18 protein-coding genes and 3 pseudogenes are annotated in these 17,555 nt (G+C 70.0%); 18 read left to right on the top strand and 3 right to left on the bottom strand.

Going from position 1 to position 17,555, the window contains the following annotated elements; all coding sequences use genetic code 11:
• Nucleotide 1: 1 nt before the first annotated feature.
• Genes OTB16_RS27140 through fabG form a run of 7 tightly spaced genes read left to right on the top strand, consistent with a single transcriptional unit; the run spans nucleotide 2 to nucleotide 7,327 of the window.
• Entirely contained in the window at nucleotides 2–1,843 is a 1,842-nt protein-coding gene (locus tag OTB16_RS27140) for an acyl-CoA dehydrogenase family protein (protein WP_267723406.1), read from the top strand.
• A 5-nt stretch (nucleotides 1,844–1,848) separates the two neighbouring features.
• Nucleotides 1,849–2,271: an acyl-CoA thioesterase gene (locus OTB16_RS27135; RefSeq protein WP_267723405.1), complete on the top strand. Its 423-nt coding sequence runs from the start codon at nucleotides 1,849–1,851 to the stop codon at nucleotides 2,269–2,271.
• A gap of 1 nt (nucleotide 2,272) precedes the next feature.
• Entirely contained in the window at nucleotides 2,273–3,172 is a 900-nt protein-coding gene (locus tag OTB16_RS27130; protein WP_267723404.1) for a fumarylacetoacetate hydrolase family protein, read from the top strand.
• Entirely contained in the window at nucleotides 3,169–3,831 is a 663-nt protein-coding gene (locus OTB16_RS27125) for a 4'-phosphopantetheinyl transferase family protein (protein WP_267723403.1), read from the top strand. Before OTB16_RS27130 ends, OTB16_RS27125 begins: the two co-directional genes overlap by 4 nt.
• A gap of 3 nt (nucleotides 3,832–3,834) precedes the next feature.
• On the top strand, nucleotides 3,835–5,430 hold the full coding sequence (locus OTB16_RS27120) for an acyl-CoA carboxylase subunit beta (protein ID WP_267723402.1): 1,596 nt from the start codon (nucleotides 3,835–3,837) through the stop codon (nucleotides 5,428–5,430).
• Between the two features lie 31 nt (nucleotides 5,431–5,461).
• On the top strand, nucleotides 5,462–6,547 hold the full coding sequence (locus OTB16_RS27115) for a branched-chain amino acid aminotransferase (protein WP_267723401.1): 1,086 nt from the start codon (nucleotides 5,462–5,464) through the stop codon (nucleotides 6,545–6,547).
• Nucleotides 6,548–6,607: 60 nt separating this feature from the next.
• Complete coding sequence (gene fabG, locus OTB16_RS27110) at nucleotides 6,608–7,327, top strand: 3-oxoacyl-[acyl-carrier-protein] reductase (RefSeq protein WP_267723400.1); 720 nt, start codon at nucleotides 6,608–6,610, stop codon at nucleotides 7,325–7,327.
• Between the two features lie 32 nt (nucleotides 7,328–7,359).
• On the opposite strand, the gene OTB16_RS27105 is transcribed toward fabG, so the two are convergent.
• Nucleotides 7,360–7,929 (bottom strand): helix-turn-helix domain-containing protein, encoded by a 570-nt coding sequence (locus tag OTB16_RS27105; protein ID WP_267723398.1) that lies wholly within the window; start codon nucleotides 7,927–7,929, stop codon nucleotides 7,360–7,362.
• A gap of 68 nt (nucleotides 7,930–7,997) precedes the next feature.
• Here OTB16_RS27105 and OTB16_RS27100 point away from each other — a divergent pair, with 68 nt between their 5' ends.
• The 6 genes and pseudogenes from OTB16_RS27100 to OTB16_RS27075 all read left to right on the top strand — a co-directional run bounded on the left by OTB16_RS27100 (nucleotide 7,998) and on the right by OTB16_RS27075 (nucleotide 11,393).
• Entirely contained in the window at nucleotides 7,998–8,708 is a 711-nt protein-coding gene (locus tag OTB16_RS27100) for an AzlC family ABC transporter permease (RefSeq protein ID WP_267723397.1), read from the top strand.
• Entirely contained in the window at nucleotides 8,705–9,028 is a 324-nt protein-coding gene (locus OTB16_RS27095; protein ID WP_267723395.1) for an AzlD domain-containing protein, read from the top strand. Before OTB16_RS27100 ends, OTB16_RS27095 begins: the two co-directional genes overlap by 4 nt.
• A 510-nt stretch (nucleotides 9,029–9,538) precedes the next feature.
• On the top strand, nucleotides 9,539–9,889 hold the full coding sequence (locus tag OTB16_RS27090) for a LuxR C-terminal-related transcriptional regulator (protein ID WP_267723394.1): 351 nt from the start codon (nucleotides 9,539–9,541) through the stop codon (nucleotides 9,887–9,889).
• Nucleotides 9,890–9,961: 72 nt separating this feature from the next.
• On the top strand, nucleotides 9,962–10,282 hold the full coding sequence (locus tag OTB16_RS27085; RefSeq protein WP_267723393.1) for a hypothetical protein: 321 nt from the start codon (nucleotides 9,962–9,964) through the stop codon (nucleotides 10,280–10,282).
• 59 nt (nucleotides 10,283–10,341) lie between these two features.
• Nucleotides 10,342–10,635: pseudogene (locus tag OTB16_RS27080) on the top strand (transposase); the annotation flags it as partial.
• A 281-nt stretch (nucleotides 10,636–10,916) separates the two neighbouring features.
• Nucleotides 10,917–11,393: a hypothetical protein gene (locus tag OTB16_RS27075; RefSeq protein ID WP_267723392.1), complete on the top strand. Its 477-nt coding sequence runs from the start codon at nucleotides 10,917–10,919 to the stop codon at nucleotides 11,391–11,393.
• Between the two features lie 135 nt (nucleotides 11,394–11,528).
• Here OTB16_RS27075 and OTB16_RS27070 read toward each other — a convergent pair whose 3' ends face one another.
• Complete coding sequence (locus OTB16_RS27070; RefSeq protein WP_267723391.1) at nucleotides 11,529–11,780, bottom strand: type II toxin-antitoxin system RelE family toxin; 252 nt, start codon at nucleotides 11,778–11,780, stop codon at nucleotides 11,529–11,531.
• The gene (locus OTB16_RS27065; RefSeq protein ID WP_267723390.1) at nucleotides 11,777–12,031 is read right to left on the bottom strand and encodes a type II toxin-antitoxin system Phd/YefM family antitoxin; all 255 of its coding nucleotides are present in this window, start codon (nucleotides 12,029–12,031) and stop codon (nucleotides 11,777–11,779) included. The genes OTB16_RS27070 and OTB16_RS27065 overlap by 4 nt, the downstream gene beginning before the upstream one ends.
• Nucleotides 12,032–12,170: 139 nt before the next feature.
• On the opposite strand from OTB16_RS27065, the gene OTB16_RS27060 reads away from it, so the two are divergent.
• From OTB16_RS27060 to OTB16_RS27040, 5 genes and pseudogenes are all read left to right on the top strand, one after another.
• A complete protein-coding gene (locus OTB16_RS27060) occupies nucleotides 12,171–12,716 on the top strand; it encodes a DUF6420 family protein (protein WP_267723389.1) in 546 nt (181 codons plus the stop codon).
• Between the two features lie 77 nt (nucleotides 12,717–12,793).
• A pseudogene (locus OTB16_RS27055) lies at nucleotides 12,794–13,251 on the top strand (transposase); the annotation flags it as partial.
• A gap of 832 nt (nucleotides 13,252–14,083) precedes the next feature.
• Nucleotides 14,084–15,062: pseudogene (locus OTB16_RS27050) on the top strand (GlxA family transcriptional regulator).
• 91 nt (nucleotides 15,063–15,153) lie between these two features.
• Nucleotides 15,154–15,909: an MBL fold metallo-hydrolase gene (locus OTB16_RS27045; RefSeq protein ID WP_267723388.1), complete on the top strand. Its 756-nt coding sequence runs from the start codon at nucleotides 15,154–15,156 to the stop codon at nucleotides 15,907–15,909.
• Between the two features lie 289 nt (nucleotides 15,910–16,198).
• A complete protein-coding gene (locus OTB16_RS27040) occupies nucleotides 16,199–16,606 on the top strand; it encodes a hypothetical protein (protein WP_267723387.1) in 408 nt (135 codons plus the stop codon).
• The last annotated feature ends 949 nt before the right edge of the window (nucleotides 16,607–17,555 follow it).

Below are 17,555 nucleotides of genomic sequence, written 5' to 3'. Positions count from 1 at the left end.
GATGAACCCGGTCGCCACCGCCGACCTGACCAGGCTGCTCTTCGACGGCAGGTACGAGCAGGCGCACAAGGACATCAGCGAGCTGCTGCTGGACCCGGTCTTCGATCCCCGTGAGGGCCTCACGATGAACGAGGCCGGGAAGCTCGCCTACGAACGGTCCCGGGTGGTGCACGCCGGACTGGAGCGCCCCGTGGAGATCCTGCGGGACCCGTGGCGGCTGTTCGCCCTGGCCGAGTGGCCCTCGCTGGTCGACGTGTCCACGTTCTCGCTCCTGATGGTCCACTACAACCTCAGCTTCGGCACGGTCGTCGAGCACGGCGACCGGCCCGAACTCAAGGACCTCGTCGACGAGCTGGACCGGCTGGACTCCTTCAGCCCGTACATGGCCACCGAGCTGGGCTACGGCAACAACGTGGCCGCCATGCGCACCGAGGCCGTCTACGACGCCGCCTCCCAGACGTTCGTCCTGAACACCCCGGACGCACTGGCCCAGAAGCACATGTCCTACAGCGGGTTCCAGGACGTCCCCAAGCTCGCCGTCGTCATGGCGCGGCTGAAGGCGGACGGCAAGGACCACGGCGTCTACCCCTTCCTCGTCCCGATCAGCGACGGCACCCGCCTGCACGAGGGAGTCCACGCGGCCCCCTGCCCGGAGAAGCCTGTCCAGGGCCTCGACAACGGCGTCACCTGGTTCGACCACGTCCGCGTCCCGCGCCGCAACCTGCTCCACGGCGACATGGGCGGCTTCGACGAGAACGGCACCTTCCGCCCCTCCTCCGGCAACCAGCGCAAACGGTTCCTGCGCGCCATGAGCCGCATCCTCCCCGGCCGCCTCTGCGTCTCCAGCTCGGCCGTCGGCGCGGGCCGGGCCAGCGTGTACATCGCGCTGCGCTTCGCGGCGCAGCGGCTCACGAACGCCCCCGGCCGCAACGACCTTCCGGTCATCGAATACCGCAGCCACCAGCTGGCCCTGTTCACCGCGCTGTCCAAGGTCTACGCGATGACCCTGCTGCTCAACCACGCCAAGCGGGAGTTCGTCGCGGCCCCGGACGCCGTACCGGCCGACCTGAACCACCTGATCTCCATCACCAAGGCCCTCTCCACCTGGGAGATGACCGAGGTCATCGCGACCTGCCGGGAGCGCTGCGGGGCCCAGGGCATCTTCAGCGCCAACCGGATCGCGGACTACGGTTCGCTGCTCCAGGGCCTGGTGACCGCGGAGGGCGACAACCAGGTCCTGCTCGCCACCACGGCCGGCCAGATCATCGCCCAGGGCCCGACCGAGGGGGAGGAGCCGTCCGAGGCCCCCGACCCCACCGGCCGCGACCTGCGCGACACCGCGTTCCTGCTGGCGGCCCTGCGCCACAGGGAGCAGGAGCTGCTCCGGGCCGCCCGCGCCTCCATGGCGGACGAGACCCGTGAGCGGACCTACCTCCAGGCCTGGAACGACACGATGAACACCGCGCTGACCATGGCCCGGGTACGGGGAGTGCGGACGGCCCTAGAGTGCTTCACCGAAGCGGCCGAGGGGGCCGAGACCGAGCAGGCGAAGACCGCGCTCGGCCTGCTCGCCCCGCTGTACGCGCTCACCGAGGTGCAGCGGGACGCGGGCTGGTACCTGGCCCGCGGGGTGTTCACCGCCGACCAGGTCGAGGAGCTGCCGCAGGCCCTGGACGCCCTGTGCGCCCTGATCCAGCCGCACGCCGAGACCCTGATCAGCGGTTTCAACCTGTCACCGGAGCTGCTGCGCGCCCCGATCGCCGCGGACGACTACGTGGCCGCCTTCCAGCGGCGGACCGGAGCGTTCGGTCCCGCCGGCGCCCAGACCACCACCGGGAGCTGACCACCATGACACGGCACACCTACCCCTGCCCGATCCGCTGGTCGGACATGGACATCTACGGGATCGTCAACAACGTCTCCTTCGTGCGCTACCTGGAGGAGGCCAGGGTCGACTTCATCTTCCGGATGGCCCCGACCGAGGGCGACGCGTTCTTCCGGGAGGGCTCGGTGGTCGTCTCCCACCAGATCCGCTACCGGAGCCGGCTCGTCCACCGCCACGAACCCGTCGACATCGAGATGTGGGTCTCGGACCTCCAGTCGGCGACCGTGACCATCGACTACGCGGTCCGCGACGGCGACCTCGTCTACGCCACCGCCTCGACCACGATGGCCCCGTTCGACTACCGGGCGGGCCGGCCCCGCCGGCTCACGGACGCGGAGACCGGCTTCTTCGAGAAGTACCTCGAAGAGACCGCGTCGGCCCGCTGACATGCGCCTGCTTCGGATCGGCCCGCAGGGCGGGGAACGGCCGTGCGCGGTCGGCCCCGGTGGAGTCGTCCGCGACCTGTCGCCCTGGGTCGCGGACTGGACGGGCGAGAGCCTGGACCCGGACGTACTGCGCGAGCTCGCGGCCCGGCTGGCCCGGGAGGCCGGCACGCTGCCGGTGGCCGACCCGGCCGCCGAGCGCGTCGGCCCGCCCGTCCGCCCGGGCGGACACCTGCTGTCGATCGGCCTCAACTACCGTGCGCACGCCGCCGAGGCCGGCCTCGCGCTGCCGGACGAGCCGATCGTCTCCAGCAAGGCCCCGATGACACTGGTCGGTCCCCACGACCATCTGCTGCTGCCCCCGGGCGGCACGAAGACCGACTGGGAGGTCGAGCTGGCCGTCATCATCGGACGGCGTGCCCAGTACCTGCCCGACCGGGCCGCCGCCCCGGCCCACATCGCGGGCTTCGCCACCGGCAACGACGTCTCCGAGCGGCGCTGGCTGCTGGAGCGCGGCGGCCAGTGGGTCAAGGGCAAGTCCTTCGAGTCCTTCAGTCCCCTCGGCCCCTACCTGGTCACCCCCGACGAGGTACCCGACCCGCAGGACCTACGGCTGAGCTGCACGGTCAACGGGCGGGTCATGCAGGACGCCTCCACCGCCGACATGGTCTTCGACGTGGCCCATCTCGTCTGGTACCTCAGCCAGTTCATGGTGCTGCACCCCGGGGACGTGATCCTCACCGGAACCCCGGGCGGGGTCGCACTCGGCCGCCCCGACCAGCCCTACCTGCGCCCCGGCGATCTGGTCGAAGCCGAGGTCGTGGGTCTGGGCGCGCACCACCAGTACTGCCGTCCGGCCGTACGACCCGGCGCCCGGGCCGGCCGCCCCCGGGAGGCGGTGTGATCCAGGACCTCGTCCCCGGCCGCGTCGCGGGCTGGGACTCCTTCGAGGACCAGCCGCGGTACACCCCGCACCCGGCCGAGGCGGCGTCCCTGCGCAGCACCGCCCCGGCCCGGCACCGGGAGTTCGCCAACGGCCGGTACTGCGCCCACCAGGCGCTGCGCCGCCTGGGCACCCCGGCCCTCGCGATCCCGGCCGGTGACCGGGGCGCGCCGCAGTGGCCGGACCAGGTGGTCGGCAGCATCACGCACTGCCCCGGCTACACCGCCGCCGCCGTCGCCCGCCGTACGCGGATCAGCGCGCTCGGCATCGACGCGGAGCCCCACCTGCCGCTGCCCGAGGACGTGCTGGAGTTCGTGGCCCGCCCCGAGGAGCACGCCCGGGTCCGGCGGCTCCTCGCGGAGCGGCCCGGCGTGCACTGGGACCGGCTGCTCTTCAGCGCGAAGGAGAGCGTCTACAAGACCTGGTTCCCGGTGACCGGCCGCTTCCTGGGCTTCCACGAGGCCGGGATCCGCATCGACCCGGAGGCGGGCACCTTCAGCGCGCTGATCCCGGCCTCCGGCGGGACCGGGCCGGGGCTCCCCGGGGAGCTGACCGGCCGCTGGCGGGTCAGCGGCGATCTGGTCGTCACCGCAATTGCCGTACCGGAAGGAGAGCGATAAGAGATGTCCGCCCCGCAGAAGACCCCGACCCCGACCCCGACCCCGGCTCCCGACTCCCAAGGACGGGTGGCCGAGTTGTACGCCACCAAGGAGCTGGCCCGCCGCGGGCCCAGCGAGCGGGCCACCGCGGCCCAGCGCGCCAAGGGGAAGCTGACCGCACGGGAGAGGATCGACCTGCTCCTGGACCCCGACTCGTTCAACGAGGTCGAGCAGCTGCGCCGGCACCGGTCGGTCGGCTTCGGCATGGAGGACCGCAGGCCGCACACGGACGGGGTGATCACCGGCTGGGGCACGGTGGAGGGCCGCACCGTCTTCGTCTACGCGCACGACTTCCGGATCTTCGGCGGGGCGCTCGGCGAGGCCCACGCCAGCAAGATCCACAAGATTATGGACATGGCCGTCGCGGCCGGTGCCCCGCTGGTCTCGCTGAACGACGGCGCGGGCGCCCGTATCCAGGAAGGCGTCTCGGCGCTCGCCGGATACGGCGGGATCTTCCGGCGCAACGTACGGGCCTCGGGCGTCATCCCGCAGATCTCGGTGATGCTCGGACCGTGCGCGGGCGGCGCCGCCTACTCTCCCGCCCTGACCGACTTCGTGTTCATGGTCCGGGGCACCTCCCAGATGTTCATCACGGGCCCGGACGTGGTCAGGGCGGTTACCGGCGAAGAGGTCACCCAGGACGGACTCGGCGGAGCCGACGTCCACGCGGAACTGTCCGGCGTCGCCCACTTCGTCTACGACGACGAGCCGAGCTGCCTGGCCGAGGTCCGCTACCTGATCTCACTGCTCCCTTCCAGCAACGTCGAACTCCCGCCGGCCGCCCCCGGGTCCGACCCGGCGGACCGGCGCGGCGAGGCCCTGCTGACGCTCGTACCGGCCGAGGGCAAGCTCCCGTACGACATGCGTCACGTCATCGAGGAACTCGTCGACCACGGGGATTTCCTGGAGGTCCACGAGCGCTGGGCGCCCAACATCCTCTGCGGGCTGGCCCGGCTCGGCGGGCAGGCAGTGGGCATCGTCGCCAACCAGCCGATCGCCCTGGCCGGTGTCCTGGACATCCGCGCGAGCGAGAAGGCCGCCCGCTTCGTCCGGATGTGCGACGCCTTCAACATCCCGCTGCTGACCCTGGTCGACGTACCCGGCTTCCTGCCCGGCGTGGGCCAGGAGCACGGCGGGGTCATCCGGCACGGCGCCAAACTGCTCTACGCCTACTGCGAGGCGACGGTCCCCCGGGTCCAGGTGATCCTGCGCAAGGCCTACGGCGGCGCGTACATCGTCATGGACTCCCGCTCCATCGGCTGCGACCTCTCCTACGCCTGGCCCACCAACGAGATCGCCGTGATGGGCGCCGAAGGCGCCGCCAACGTCATCTTCCGGCGGCAGATCGCCGAGGCCGACGATCCGCAGGCCACGCGCGCCGCGATGGTCAAGGACTACAAGGCCGAGCTGATGCACCCCTACTACGCGGCCGAACGCGGCCTCGTCGACGACGTCATCGACCCCGCCGGGACCCGGGCGACGCTCATCCGCGCCTTCCGGATGCTGCGGACCAAGAACGCCGAGCAGCCGTCCCGCAAGCACGCGAACACACCCCTGTGACCGGCCACTTCCACCGTCCCGGAGCGTCCTCATGACCACCATCACCTTCACCACCGAGCCGGCCGATCGGCTCTCCGCCGCGGAGCGCGCCCGGTTGCTTGAGGCACCCGCGTTCGGCGACGTGTTCAGCGACCACATGATCAGCATCGACTGGGACCGGGAGCGCGGCTGGTACGACGCCCGGATCACGCCGTACGGACCGCTCGTCCTCGACCCCTCCGCGCAGGTGTTCCACTACGGCCAGGAGGTCTTCGAGGGCCTGAAGGCCTACCGGCGCCCCGACGGATCGGTGGTCACCTTCCGCCCGTACGCCAACGCCGCCCGCCTCAACCGCTCCTGCGAGCGCATGGCCATGCCGCCGCTGCCCGAGGCGACCTTCGTCGAGGCCCTGGAACTCCTCGTCACCACCGACCGGGACTGGGTGCCGGAGCAGCCGGGCCACAGCCTCTACCTGCGCCCCTTCATGATCGCCACGCAGCGCACGATCGGCTTCTACGGGCCCTCCAACGCCTACCGGTTCATGGTGATCGCCTCCCCGGCCGCCGCGTACTTCAAGGCCGGGGCCAAACCGCTGACGGTCTGGCTCTCCGAGGACTACACCCGCGCCGCCCCCGGCGGCACCGGCGAGGCCAAGTGCGGCGGCAACTACGCCGGGACCCTGGTCGCCCAGGCGCAGGCCCAGGAGATGGGCTGCGACCAGGTGGTCTGGCTTGACTCCGCCGAGCGCCGCTGGGTCGAAGAGATGGGCACCAGCAACATGTTCTTCGTCTACGGCGACCGGCTGGTCACCCCGGAGCTGTCCGGCGCACTGCTGTCCGGCGTCACCCGGGACTCCGTCCTCGCGCTGGCCGCCGAACTGGGCTACCCGGCCGAGGAGGGTCGGATCAGCGTGGCGGACTGGCGGGCCGACGCCGAGTCGGGCCGGCTCACCGAAGTGTTCTCCTGCGGCACCTCCTCCATGATCACCTCGGTCGGGGAGGTCAAGTGCAAGGACGGCGGCTGGACGATCGGCGGCGGCGAGCCCGGCCCGGTCACCGCCCGGCTGCGTGCGGAACTGTCCGGGATCCAGTCCGGCGAGCGGCCCGACCCGTTCGGCTGGGTCCACAAGATCACCTGATCCGCCGTCCGACCGCCCCCACCACATCAGAGATCATCCGAACAAAGGTGCGCTGAACCGATGAGCCGTTCCGTCCTGGTCACCGGAGGAAACCGGGGCATCGGCCTCGCCGTCGCCCTCGCCTTCGCCGAAGCCGGCGACAAGGTCGCACTGACCTACCGCTCCGGCGAGCCGCCGGAGGCCGCGCTCCGGCTCGGCTGCCTCGCCGTACGATGCGACGTCACCGACTCCGCGCAGGTCGAGAAGGCCTACCAGGAGGTCGAGGAGGCGCACGGCCCGGTCGAGGTGCTCGTCGCCAACGCGGGCATCACGCGGGACCAGTTGGTCCTGCGGATGGCCGAGGAGGACTTCGCCGCGGTGCTGGACACCAACGTGATGGGCGCGTTCCGGATCGTCAAGCACGCCGCCGCCGACATGGTGCAGGCCCGCCGGGGCCGGATCGTCCTGATCTCCTCCGTGGTGGGCCTGCTCGGCGCGGCGGGGCAGGCCAACTACGCGGCCTCCAAGGCCGGTCTGGTCGGCTTCGCCCGCTCGGTCGCCCGTGAACTGGGCTCGCGCGGGATCACCTGCAATCTGGTGGCGCCCGGTTTCGTCGAGACCGACATGACGAGGGCGCTGAGCGAGAAGCAGCGCGCCGCGTTCCTGGGCAAGGTGCCGCTGGCGCGCAGCGCGGAGCCGGCGGAGGTCGCCGCCACCGTGCGCTTCCTCGCCTCCGAGGAAGCCGGGTACATCACCGGGGCCGTCGTCCCCGTGGACGGCGGCCTCGGCATGGGGCACTGAGCCCGCCGTACGTCCCCGGCCCGCGGGCCGGATCAGAGGTGCTCGGAGACCAGCACCGCGGTGGTGCCGGTCTCCAGCGCCTGGAAGACGTGCGGGACGTCAGCCGGGTAGCTGATGTAGTCGCCCGGCAGGAGCTCCACCGGCTCCTGCGCGGTCCCGACCAGCGCCCGGCCCGTACCGATCACCACGTGTTCCACCACGCCCGGCATGTGCGGGGCGGACGAACGCTGCGGACCGGGTTCGGCGGCGATGCTGTAGACGTCCCGCCTGGCCCCGGGCGGGGACGCGGCCAGCAGGGTGGCCCGGTAGTCGGCCTCGGCCGAGATTACGGCCGGGCCCTGGCCGGCCCGGATCACCTGGACCGCGGGCCGGGAGGCGGCCAGCAGCTGGGAGAACGGGATCTCCAGGACCACGCAGAGCGCCCAGAGGGTCTCCAGGCTGGGGTTCCCGGCCCCCGATTCGAGCTGGGAGAGCGTGGACTTGGCCAGTCCGGCGCGGCGGGCCACCTCAGTGAGGGAGAGCCCGGCCCGGACGCGCTCCGCGCGCAGGGAGGCGGCGATCACTTCGAGCGGCGGCTTGAGCGGGAGGTCGGCTTCGGACACGAGCTGTTCGCTCCAATGGTCAATCGTTCATCTTGACGAACACTTTCTTGCCGTTCATCATAAACGCCATGCGTTCGTTATGGAAAACCCTCGACCGTACCCAATGGCGTGACATCGCGCTCGTCTGCCTCGCGGTGGGCGTCATAGGCCTGTCGTACGGCGCCATCGCGGTCACCTCGGGCTTCGCCTGGTGGTTCCCGGTCCTCATGGGCGCGCTCGTCCTCGCGGCGTCCTCCGAGTTCCTGTTCGTCGGGATCATCGCCGCCGGGGGCAGCCCGATCGCCGCCGTGCTGGCCGGACTTCTGGTCAACGCCCGGCACGTGCCGTTCGGCCTGGCCGTCCCGGACGTCCTCGGCCGCGGCTGGAAGGGCCTGATCGGCACCCACCTGATGAACGACGAGACCGTCGTCTTCGCCATCGCCCAGGACGGACTCCCGCGCAAGCGGGCCGCGTACTGGGCCTGCGGGCTCGGCATCCTGATCTGCTGGCCGGCCGGGGCCGCGCTGGGCGCCCTGCTGGGCAGCGTCGTCCACGACACCGACGCCCTCGGCCTGGACGCCATGTTCCCCGCGGTGATCCTGGCGCTGATCCTGCCCGCCCTGAAACAGCGCGAGTTGCGGCGGACCTCCCTGGCCGGAGTGGTCCTGGCGCTGGTCTCCACCGCCTTCCTCCCGGCCGGACTCCCGGTCCTGATCGCCCTGGCCGCCCTGCCGCTCTTCACCGCCGCCGCGGCGACACAGGGAGCCGACCAAGGAACCGACCGAGGAGCCGACCGATGAAGAACGCCGTCCCGACGCTCATCGCGATGCTGGCCCTCGCAGGGGGCACCTTCCTGCTCCGGCTCGCCGGACCGGCCCTGCGGGCCCGGGTCACCTTCCCGGAGCGGGCGGAGAAACTGCTGGAGGCCTCCGCCATCGTCCTGCTCGCGGCCCTGACGGCCACGGCCGCGCTCACCGAAGGACACGGATTCGCGGGCCTGGCCCGTCCGATCGGCGTGGCGGTGGGCGGCGTACTCGCCTGGCGCAAGGCCCCGTTCCTCCTCGTCGTCCTGGCCGCCGCCGGCACGGCCGCCCTGCTCCGGCTCGCCGGAGTGCGCTGACCGGAACGCGACGACCGGAACGTGCGGGGCCGAAAAACGGCGGCCGGAAAACAACGACCGACGGCCGTCCCGCGGAATGTTTCTAACCGAATTCACAACGCGACAAATAATTTTTCGCAGACCTTTACGGCGAATTCAAGGCGCCCTCATCTCACATGATGGACCATTGCTTGCCCGTCAATATTGGCCACCAGTACGCTGCGGGCGAACGGCAGTCCGAACCGTGATCCACCTCATCACCGCAGGTAACCCGGTCGGGTAGGCCCATATCACGGCCCTCACACCCCGCCGGGATCACCGCGTGCACGGCTCCGATAGACGTACCCTGCATTTCACCTTCCCTCCACTTCCGACGGTCGGCTGAATTTCGATCCGCAGAGCGGCCAAAAGAAGTCCTGCCGGTTCCCAGAGGTAACCTGAAAGACTTTTCCCCGGATTCCGCCAAGCCGCCACCGGCCGACCGCTGTGGTCTCGTTCCCCCCGTACTTGAAGCAGGAGTACCCGAGCACGATGAGCATCACCGACACCCTCAGGTCACCCGTCCGGAAGACCCACATCCCCACGGACCGCCCGGTCCTCACCCGCGACCACGCCTGGGACGCGGTGATGCGCCGGGTCCCGCTGCTCTCCGCGCGCGAACTGGACGTGTTCCACCTGCTGGCGAAGGGCGCGTCCAACCGGACCATCTCGACGCGGCTCGCCATTACCGAACGCACCGCCAAGGCCCACGTCGCGCAGATCCTGGCCAAGCTCGACGTGGAGTCCCGCTTACAGGCGGGCATCGTTGCCTTCGCCTGGGAGGCCTTCAGCCAGGTCGCCGGACCCTCCGCCTACCTCTCCCCGTACCTACCCCCCGCCTGACCACCCCGCGCGCGGCCCCAGGGGCCCGTACGCGGGGCCGGACGTCCGGGAGTCGAGCCCGTCGCTGCCAAGGTGCTGGACTTCCGCATCGCCTTCCTGGACGAGACCCAGCTCCCCACCCTTGACCCCGCAGTGCGCGCCCGGGCCGAGAGCGACATGACCTGCGTACGCCGCGGTCTTCACCTCATTCAGAGCTTCGTGGCCGCCCGTCTGGAGCGTCTCGCCCCCGAGCTTGCGGGCCTGGAAGACCGCACGGTGCACTGCACCCGCTGCAACCAGGACACGCAGCATCGTCCGGGCCGGGAAGTGCCGCACCACAGCGACCTGGTCGCCGAACTCCTGGGCCGCGGCCTCGCACAGGGAACGTGTCTGAAAGATCGTGTAAGTCCGTGATGTGGAAGCCTGCCCGGGGCTCGGCCTCGGGCCTGTGGGCCAGGCGGATCGGACGAGTCATGGCAGACAAAGACGAAGCGGCCGCGTCCGTGGCCGGCGACAAGATGGTCGACGAGGTGGTCGAGCGGCTGCTCGACAAAGCTGACGCCTCGGGAGCGGCCCTGCTCGGTGAGGGCGGGCTCCTGACAGAGATCACCAAGGCCGTTCTGGAGCGGGCCCTGGAAGCCGAGATGAGCGAACACCTCGGCTACGAGCGTGGAGATTCCGCAGGTCACGGGTCGGGAAACTCCCGCAATGGGACCTCGCCCAAGACGGTCCTGACCGATGCCGGCGCGGTCACTCTGGCGGTGCCGACCTGATCGCCTCGGACGGCGCCTACGACGCCAAGTCCGGGATGTACATGCGGAGCACCCGAGGCGGCAGAGCAGCGGAAGACCTGCGGCTGAGGCAGGTCCAGGGAGCTCTGCGAACCCTGGAGTAGGTCGGCGGGGAGCGCCCCGACCAGGCCCTGGTCGAGGTACCCCGAGGACCGAGGGGGCAGCGACTGTACTCGTCATTCCGTCTGATGAAGGAGAGCGGCCGGGGTGGCCACCAGAGCCCGGACGTCTACACGGTGCCCGCCGACGACTGACACGTGCGGGGAACGCTGGGCATCCCCGCCGCCTTCTTCCTGAACGGATGGGCCCAGGTCCTGAACCCCTCGGAAGTCGCCACGTGGATGGCCCTGCGGGCGCTCAGCAAGTGGGCGCCCACCAAGCATCCGGAATCCGGGGTCTTCCTGTACGGAGACGACAGGCGCTGGGACGACTTCGGCCTGCGGCGCGATGCCTGGGAGGACGGCTGCCAGCGGCTGCTCGACTTCGGCCTGATCCGCTTCGCCCGCCCCGCCGCCGAGGAGGCGGCGGCCGGCGAACCCCTCAGCGCGGACGGCTGGCTGATGACCTTCCATGCGCCCGGGGCTCGAGAGAGGTACGAGCCGCACCGCTACCAGGTCACCGACCAGGGACTTGACCAGGGCGCCGTCAAGGTCTGCACGAGGGAACTCACCCTGCGCCAGCGCGGTCTCGACCGGGCGGCCGAGATCCGCAACCGCATCGCCGCTCTCACTTGATCGGTCCGGCAGCAGGACCAGGGATCCTTTGATGCGCGCGCAGCGCAGCGCTGTTCGGAGCGGTCCGCACGCCGACGGGGCCGGGGAACGGCGAAGGGCCGGACCACAGCGATCCGGCCCTTCGCTTGCACCGTGTCAGCCGATGCGGCCGACGTGGATGACCACGATGGTGACGGTGGCGTCGGTGATCTCGTACATGACCCGGTAGCGCCCGACATGCATCCGGCGCAGGTCCGGGGAACCGTACGGGGTGCTCCCCTCGGGGCGGGGCTGTTCGGCGAGCAGGTCGACGGCGTCCATCAGCTGGCGCAGCCCGTCCGCGTCGTCCTTGAGGAACCGGGCGGCCGCATCGATGGCGGGCTCGTCCCAGACGATCTCGTAGGTCACACGTGCTCCAGGCCGAGACGGGCACGGACGTCATCGTGGGCCGTAGAGACCGCGGTCCCGGCGGACTGGCGCTCGCGATACCTGGCCAGGGCCAGGGCGTCTTCGAGGTCGGCCAACTCCTGGGGGTTGATGAGCACGGCCGCCGGCTGGCCGTGGTCGGTGATCGTGATGCGTTCGCGGGCGTGGGACGTGCGGCGGACCAGGGATCCGAACTTCGCCCGCGCCTCGGTGATCGGCAGAGTGTCACTCATGTACGGAACTGTACACTTCCCGCGTCTTGTGGCGTAGGCCCGTGTGACCAGCCGCTCGCCGAGGGGCCGCCGCCGAAGGAAGTAGGTGCGCATCGTGGCGCCCTTGTCCGGGTCCCAGCACCCGTCCCGGAGGTACTCCGTGAAGGTCTCCACCGCGCGCTCGACAGAGTTGGGAACGACCTCGTCGCGGAGGTCGCCGCGCCGCGGCGCCGCCGGCCCGTACACCGAGTACGACGGCCTGCCCGTCCTACACGCCACGGAGACCGGCCTGCCGCTGCTGCACCCCTACGGGCCGGTGCCGGAGGGCCGCTGCGTCCCGCCCGGCGGCGGGCGCCTCACCGTCGGATCTAACGGCCGCCACCGCCAGATCACGCTGGACCACCTCGGGTGCCCCGCCCAGGACACCGAGGAGAAGGCCGCGGCCTTCCGCCGCCTCGCCCTGGCGGGAGAGGGGCACTGCCTGCACGCAGGGTGCCGTCACAAGGCTGCTCACCAGGCCGGAATCCTGCGCAGCTTCGAGTTCCCGGCCGGGAGCATCCCGGTCACCGCCTTCGTCCGCGCGCTGCTCGCCATCGAGGGCGACGAGCGCCCCGCCGCCCGGCTCCTGCAGGAGGCCGAGGCGCTCATCGGCCCGGTGCGCCCGCTGGACGGGCACGGCGGCGAAGGGCGTCCCGAGGCCGGATAGGTTGGCCGCGAGCAGGGCCGACAGGCCCCGTCCGAGCGGGCCGTGCGCCGCCGTGGTTGGGCCCGGCGCGCGGCCCGCTGTACCTCGCGACGGTCATCGACCTGTGCTCGCGCCGGCTGGCCGGGTGGGCCATCGCCGACCACATGCGGACCGAGCTCGTCATCGACGCCCTGACGGTCGCCGGGCGGACCCGTGGAAGCCTTGCCGGAGCGATCATGCACACCGACCACGGCTCGCAATATTCGAGCAGGGCCTTCGCTGAAATCTGCAGGTCAGCGGGGTCCGGCAGAGCATGGGTGCGGTCGGGTCAAGCGCGGACAACGCCGCCGCCGAGTCCTTCAACGCCGCCTTCAAGAGGGAAACGCTCAAAGGCCGGAAGGCCTGGTCGAGCGAGCGCGAAGCCAAACTCGACGCCTTCCGCTGGCTGACCCGATACAACACCCGACGCCGGTACTCCCGCCTCGGTCAGCGGTCGCCGATCGCCTACGAGAACGGCTTCCAAACAGCAGCAACCACCCTGGCCCGAGCCGCATAGACGTGTTCAAAGTCCGGGGGCAAGGTCCGATCACTCCGGCCACCGGCGAGGTGTCCAACTATGCCAGTCCGGTCCCGCAACCCGACGGATTCGCCGTCCGCGGCAACCGGGCCGTCTTCACTCGCCGGGATCACAACAAGCGGACCGTCGAGCTCATACGTGCTGAGTACCAGGGCACCGCATGGACGGTCACCAGCCGCCGCCGGCTTCGGGTGCCGGGCCGAGTTGTCCTGCGCTGTGGCCAGGCACGCGACGGCTTTCTCTGGCTCCGTACAGGCAACACCTGGCTGCGCATCGAAGCATGAGCACCTCCCTGCACCACTTCAGCCGGCCCGACTGCGCTGACGACTACTGAGGTCGCCACTGTTGCCACCTGTTGCGGGCCTTCCTCGTTCAGGTGGGCAGGGCGGTCCCTCTTCGATGAGACGACCGAGCATCCGTCAACCTTCGCTGAGAATTGCTCAACGTCCGTTGAGACGGGTCAGCGGTTGGTGACCCGCTGCCGCTATCGCCGTGTATCCAGCGCGACCTTTTACCGCGGTCAAAGGTCTGACTGGACTGAAGGGGCGTGTCCCGTCTCACAGGATCTGGCTCGAGGCTCGGGTTCCGACCTGCGGCGACCAGATCGATCGAGACACGTTGCGCGTTGGCTTCTCATTTGATGTGGTCCTGCGGCGATGGGTGCAGGTCTTCGTCTCAGTCGGTCTGGTTCGGTTCCGCCTACCGTGGACCGGTGCCTGGGCCGTGCCGACGGAAGGTCGCTGCGCCGGGTGGCCGAATCTGACAGAACCTCGTCATTGCAGCCATCGTGGCGGGGCGAAATGATCTGCACATGCCCGTACCTCACAAAGTCGTCATCGTGGCCTTCTCTGGTGCCGAACTGCTGGACGTCACCGGCCCGGCCGAGGTCTTCTCGGTCGCCACACGGGTCGCCAGCACCGATCCCCCCGGCTATCTCGTGCAGATCGCTACAGCCGACGGGGGGCCGGTGGCCACTTCCAGCGGCGTCCGGCTGATGGCGGACCTGGCCCTCGACGAGGTACACGGACGGGTCGACACCCTGCTCGTGGCCGGCGCGGTCAACCTGGTCGACGACGGGGTGGAGCCTGTGATCGACAGCGAGGTCACCGACTGGCTACGTGAAGCGGCGCCTCCGGCGCGCAGGACCGGGTCGATCTGCGCGGGAGCGCACCTGCTGGCCGCAGCGGGGCCTGCTGGACGACCTGTCCGCCACGACCCACTGGCTGACCGCCGCACGGCTGGCCGCCGACCATCCGCGGGTCACTGTCGATCCGGACCCGATCTTCATCCGGTCCGGGAGCGTGTGGACCTGCGCTGGTGTCACCTCGGGGATGGACATGGCGCTGGCGATGGTCGCTGAGGACCAAGGCCAGGCCCTTGCCCTGGCCACCGCACGGATGATGGTCATGTACGTGAAGCGTTCCGGTGGGCAGAGCCAATTCAGTGTTCCGCTCTCCACCCCGGCAACTTCGGGCGACCGGATCGACGACCTGCGCGTGTGGATCGCCGACCACCTCACCGAGGATCTCACCGCAGAAGCCCTGGCCGCACGGCTACACCTGAGCGTGCGCCACTTCTCCCGGCTGCTCCGGCTGCGCACCGAGGGCACGCCGGCCGCCTACGTGGAAGCCGCCCGCCTCGAATCCGCCCGCCGCCTGCTGGAGGAGAGCGACGGGAGCCTGCCGGAGATCGCCGCGGCCAGCGGCCTCGGCTCGGTGGAGACCTTGCACCGCTCCTTCCAGCGCCGACTGGGGACCACTCCCGCCGAATACCGGCGCCGATTCCGGTAGCCCCAGCCCGCCCACACCATCCGTCGGCAGCCCGACGGATCCCCAGCATGCCCACACACGCAGCAGCCGCTACTCATTTCACGGAGGATCCATGTCCCGCACGAAGGTCATCCCCATCCCGGTCATGGGCCGAACGGCCATCAACGCCTACCTGCTCCTGGGCCGACGGCCTGTGATCGTCGACGCCGGAACACCCGGCAGCGGCCAGAAGATCTACGACCGGATCACCGAGCACGGAGTGGACCCCCGCGACGTCTCACTGATCGTCATCACCCACGGGCACATCGACCACTTCGGCTCCGCCGCCGAACTGCACCGCCTCACCGGCGCGCCCGTCGCCGGCCACGTCGCGGACCTCGGGCCGTACCGCACCGGCCGGGTCCGCGAACCGTACCTGCCCACCGGCCCGATGGGCCGCCTCATGGACCGGAGCAAAGACCTGCACGCCCAGGCCGAACCCCTCGAACCCGATGTCCTGATCCGCGGTGAGACTCGCCTGGACGAGTTCGGGATCGCAGCCCGCATCATGCCCACACCCGGACACACCGCCGGATCGATCTCCGTCCTCACCGACGACGGAGACCTCGTCGCCGGCGACCTGGTGGCCAACTCCTTCATGGGACTCATCCCGGGCAAGCCGGCCAATCCGCCATTCCACGACGACCCGCAGCGCAACCTCACCAGCCTTCGCGAAATGCTCGCCCTCAACCCCACCAGACTCCACGTCGGCCACGGCGCTCCGCTGGAACCCGACCGGGTCCGACGCTGGGCCGACCGAGAACTCGACCGCCTGGCCCGACTCGAAGCAGCCGGCCGGATCGCCATCCGCGCCAAGAACACGATCTGACCATCCGTTCCCAAGGGCTGGTCACAACCCTGCTGAGACCGGACAGAGTGGTCCAGACGAACCAGATCCACCGAGACAACGGGCGAATCGGACCAGATCAGTTGAGACCGGGACCAGCTCGGCTGACACGGGACAGCGCGGGCAGCTGCTGACCAGTCCTCGGCGTGCGTCCCGTCTCACCGAACCTTGACCAGTCTCATCGAACTTTGACCGTCAGTCGCCGGGGTCGAAGATGAGCGCATGTCTCGTGCCGGTTGGACCTCGCCCGCTGAACGACTTCGAGCGAGTCGTGCTGGAACACCTCTTGGCAGAAGATTTCGTCGGCGCCCCGGCGCTGCGCGGCCAGCTGGACCGCACAGGTGGTGGCCATCTGGGGGCCGGGTCAGTGAGCGTCGACCTGCGCGTGGCTGGGCTGGAACAGCAGCCCGCTTTGCCGTCCACACCCCTCCCGATCGACGCTCCTGTCCACGACCGCTCTGGCGAGTACATCGGCGAACTGTTGCTGTGGGTCGAAGGAAGCACGACTTTGTCCGCCTTGGAGTACGCCTGGGTCACCGACGAGATGCCGACCTCCCTGCCGTCCATCGACCAGATACAGCTCAGGCCGACTGACTCTAGGTGTCGGTCAAACCTCGTTGAGACTCGTCAAACTTCGGTGAGACGGGTCAGCGTGAGCTTCGAGGAGCCTCTCCAGTAGGACGGTCCGCTGGACTTTGTCCATCTTGTCGAAGACCAAGTCGGCCACCGCGCCGCCGTCGTGCCAAGGCACCCGCGGGAGCTTGCGGACGTCGACGCGCCATGCATCGTCGGCATCGTTCCCTTCACGCTCCTCGCTTTCACGCTCTGAGGCGGGCACCACCACTGCGGGGGTTTCGACGCGGCCGCCCGCGTCTGGCAGCCTCTCGGTACGAGGCTGTGGTGGTGACGGTGGAGCACGTTCGGACACGTTCAGTACAGGAGGGCGACCGGCCGGCTGCGTCTCCAGGGGGGCGGACGGAACGCTGGATCCTTTTACCGCGGTCAAAGGATCCCGCGTGACGGTCGCTGGTTGATCCAGGCCGGGGGAGGGGGACGGCTTCGAGCTCCAAGCTCGCATGCTGAGAGGGCCCCGCCGGTTGGCGAGGCCCTCTTCCGTGTCGCTTCTCGTCGCGTATCCAGCGGGCGACCTTTTACCGCGGTCAAAGGTCTGACTGGACTGAAGACGCGGGCAGCTGCTGACTAGTCCTCGGCGTGAGCTTCGAGGAGCTTCTCCAGTAGGACGGTCCGCTGGACTTTGTCCATCTTGTCGAAGACCAAGTCGGCCACCGCGCCGCCGTCGTGCCAAGGCACCCGTGGGAGCTTGCGGACGTCGACGCGCCATGCATCGTCGGCATCGTTCCCTTCACGCTCCTCGCTTTCACGCTCTGAGGCGGGCACCACCACTGCGGGGGTTTCGACGCGGACGCCCGCGTCTGGCAGCCTCTCGGTACGAGGCTGTGGTGGTGACGGTGGAGCAGGTTCGGACACGTTCAGTACTGGAGGGCGACCGGCCGGCTGCGTCTCCAGGGGGGCGGACGGAACGCTGGATCCTTTTACCGCGGTCAAAGGATCCCGCGTGACGGTCGCTGGTTGATCCAGGCCGGGGGAGGGGGACGGCAGGATGACAG

This window comes from Streptomyces antarcticus (genome assembly GCF_026627255.1).
GTDB lineage: Bacteria > Actinomycetota > Actinomycetes > Streptomycetales > Streptomycetaceae > Streptomyces > Streptomyces antarcticus.
Note: the sequence above shows the minus strand (reverse complement) of the source record. Positions and strands in the feature narration are given on the sequence as shown.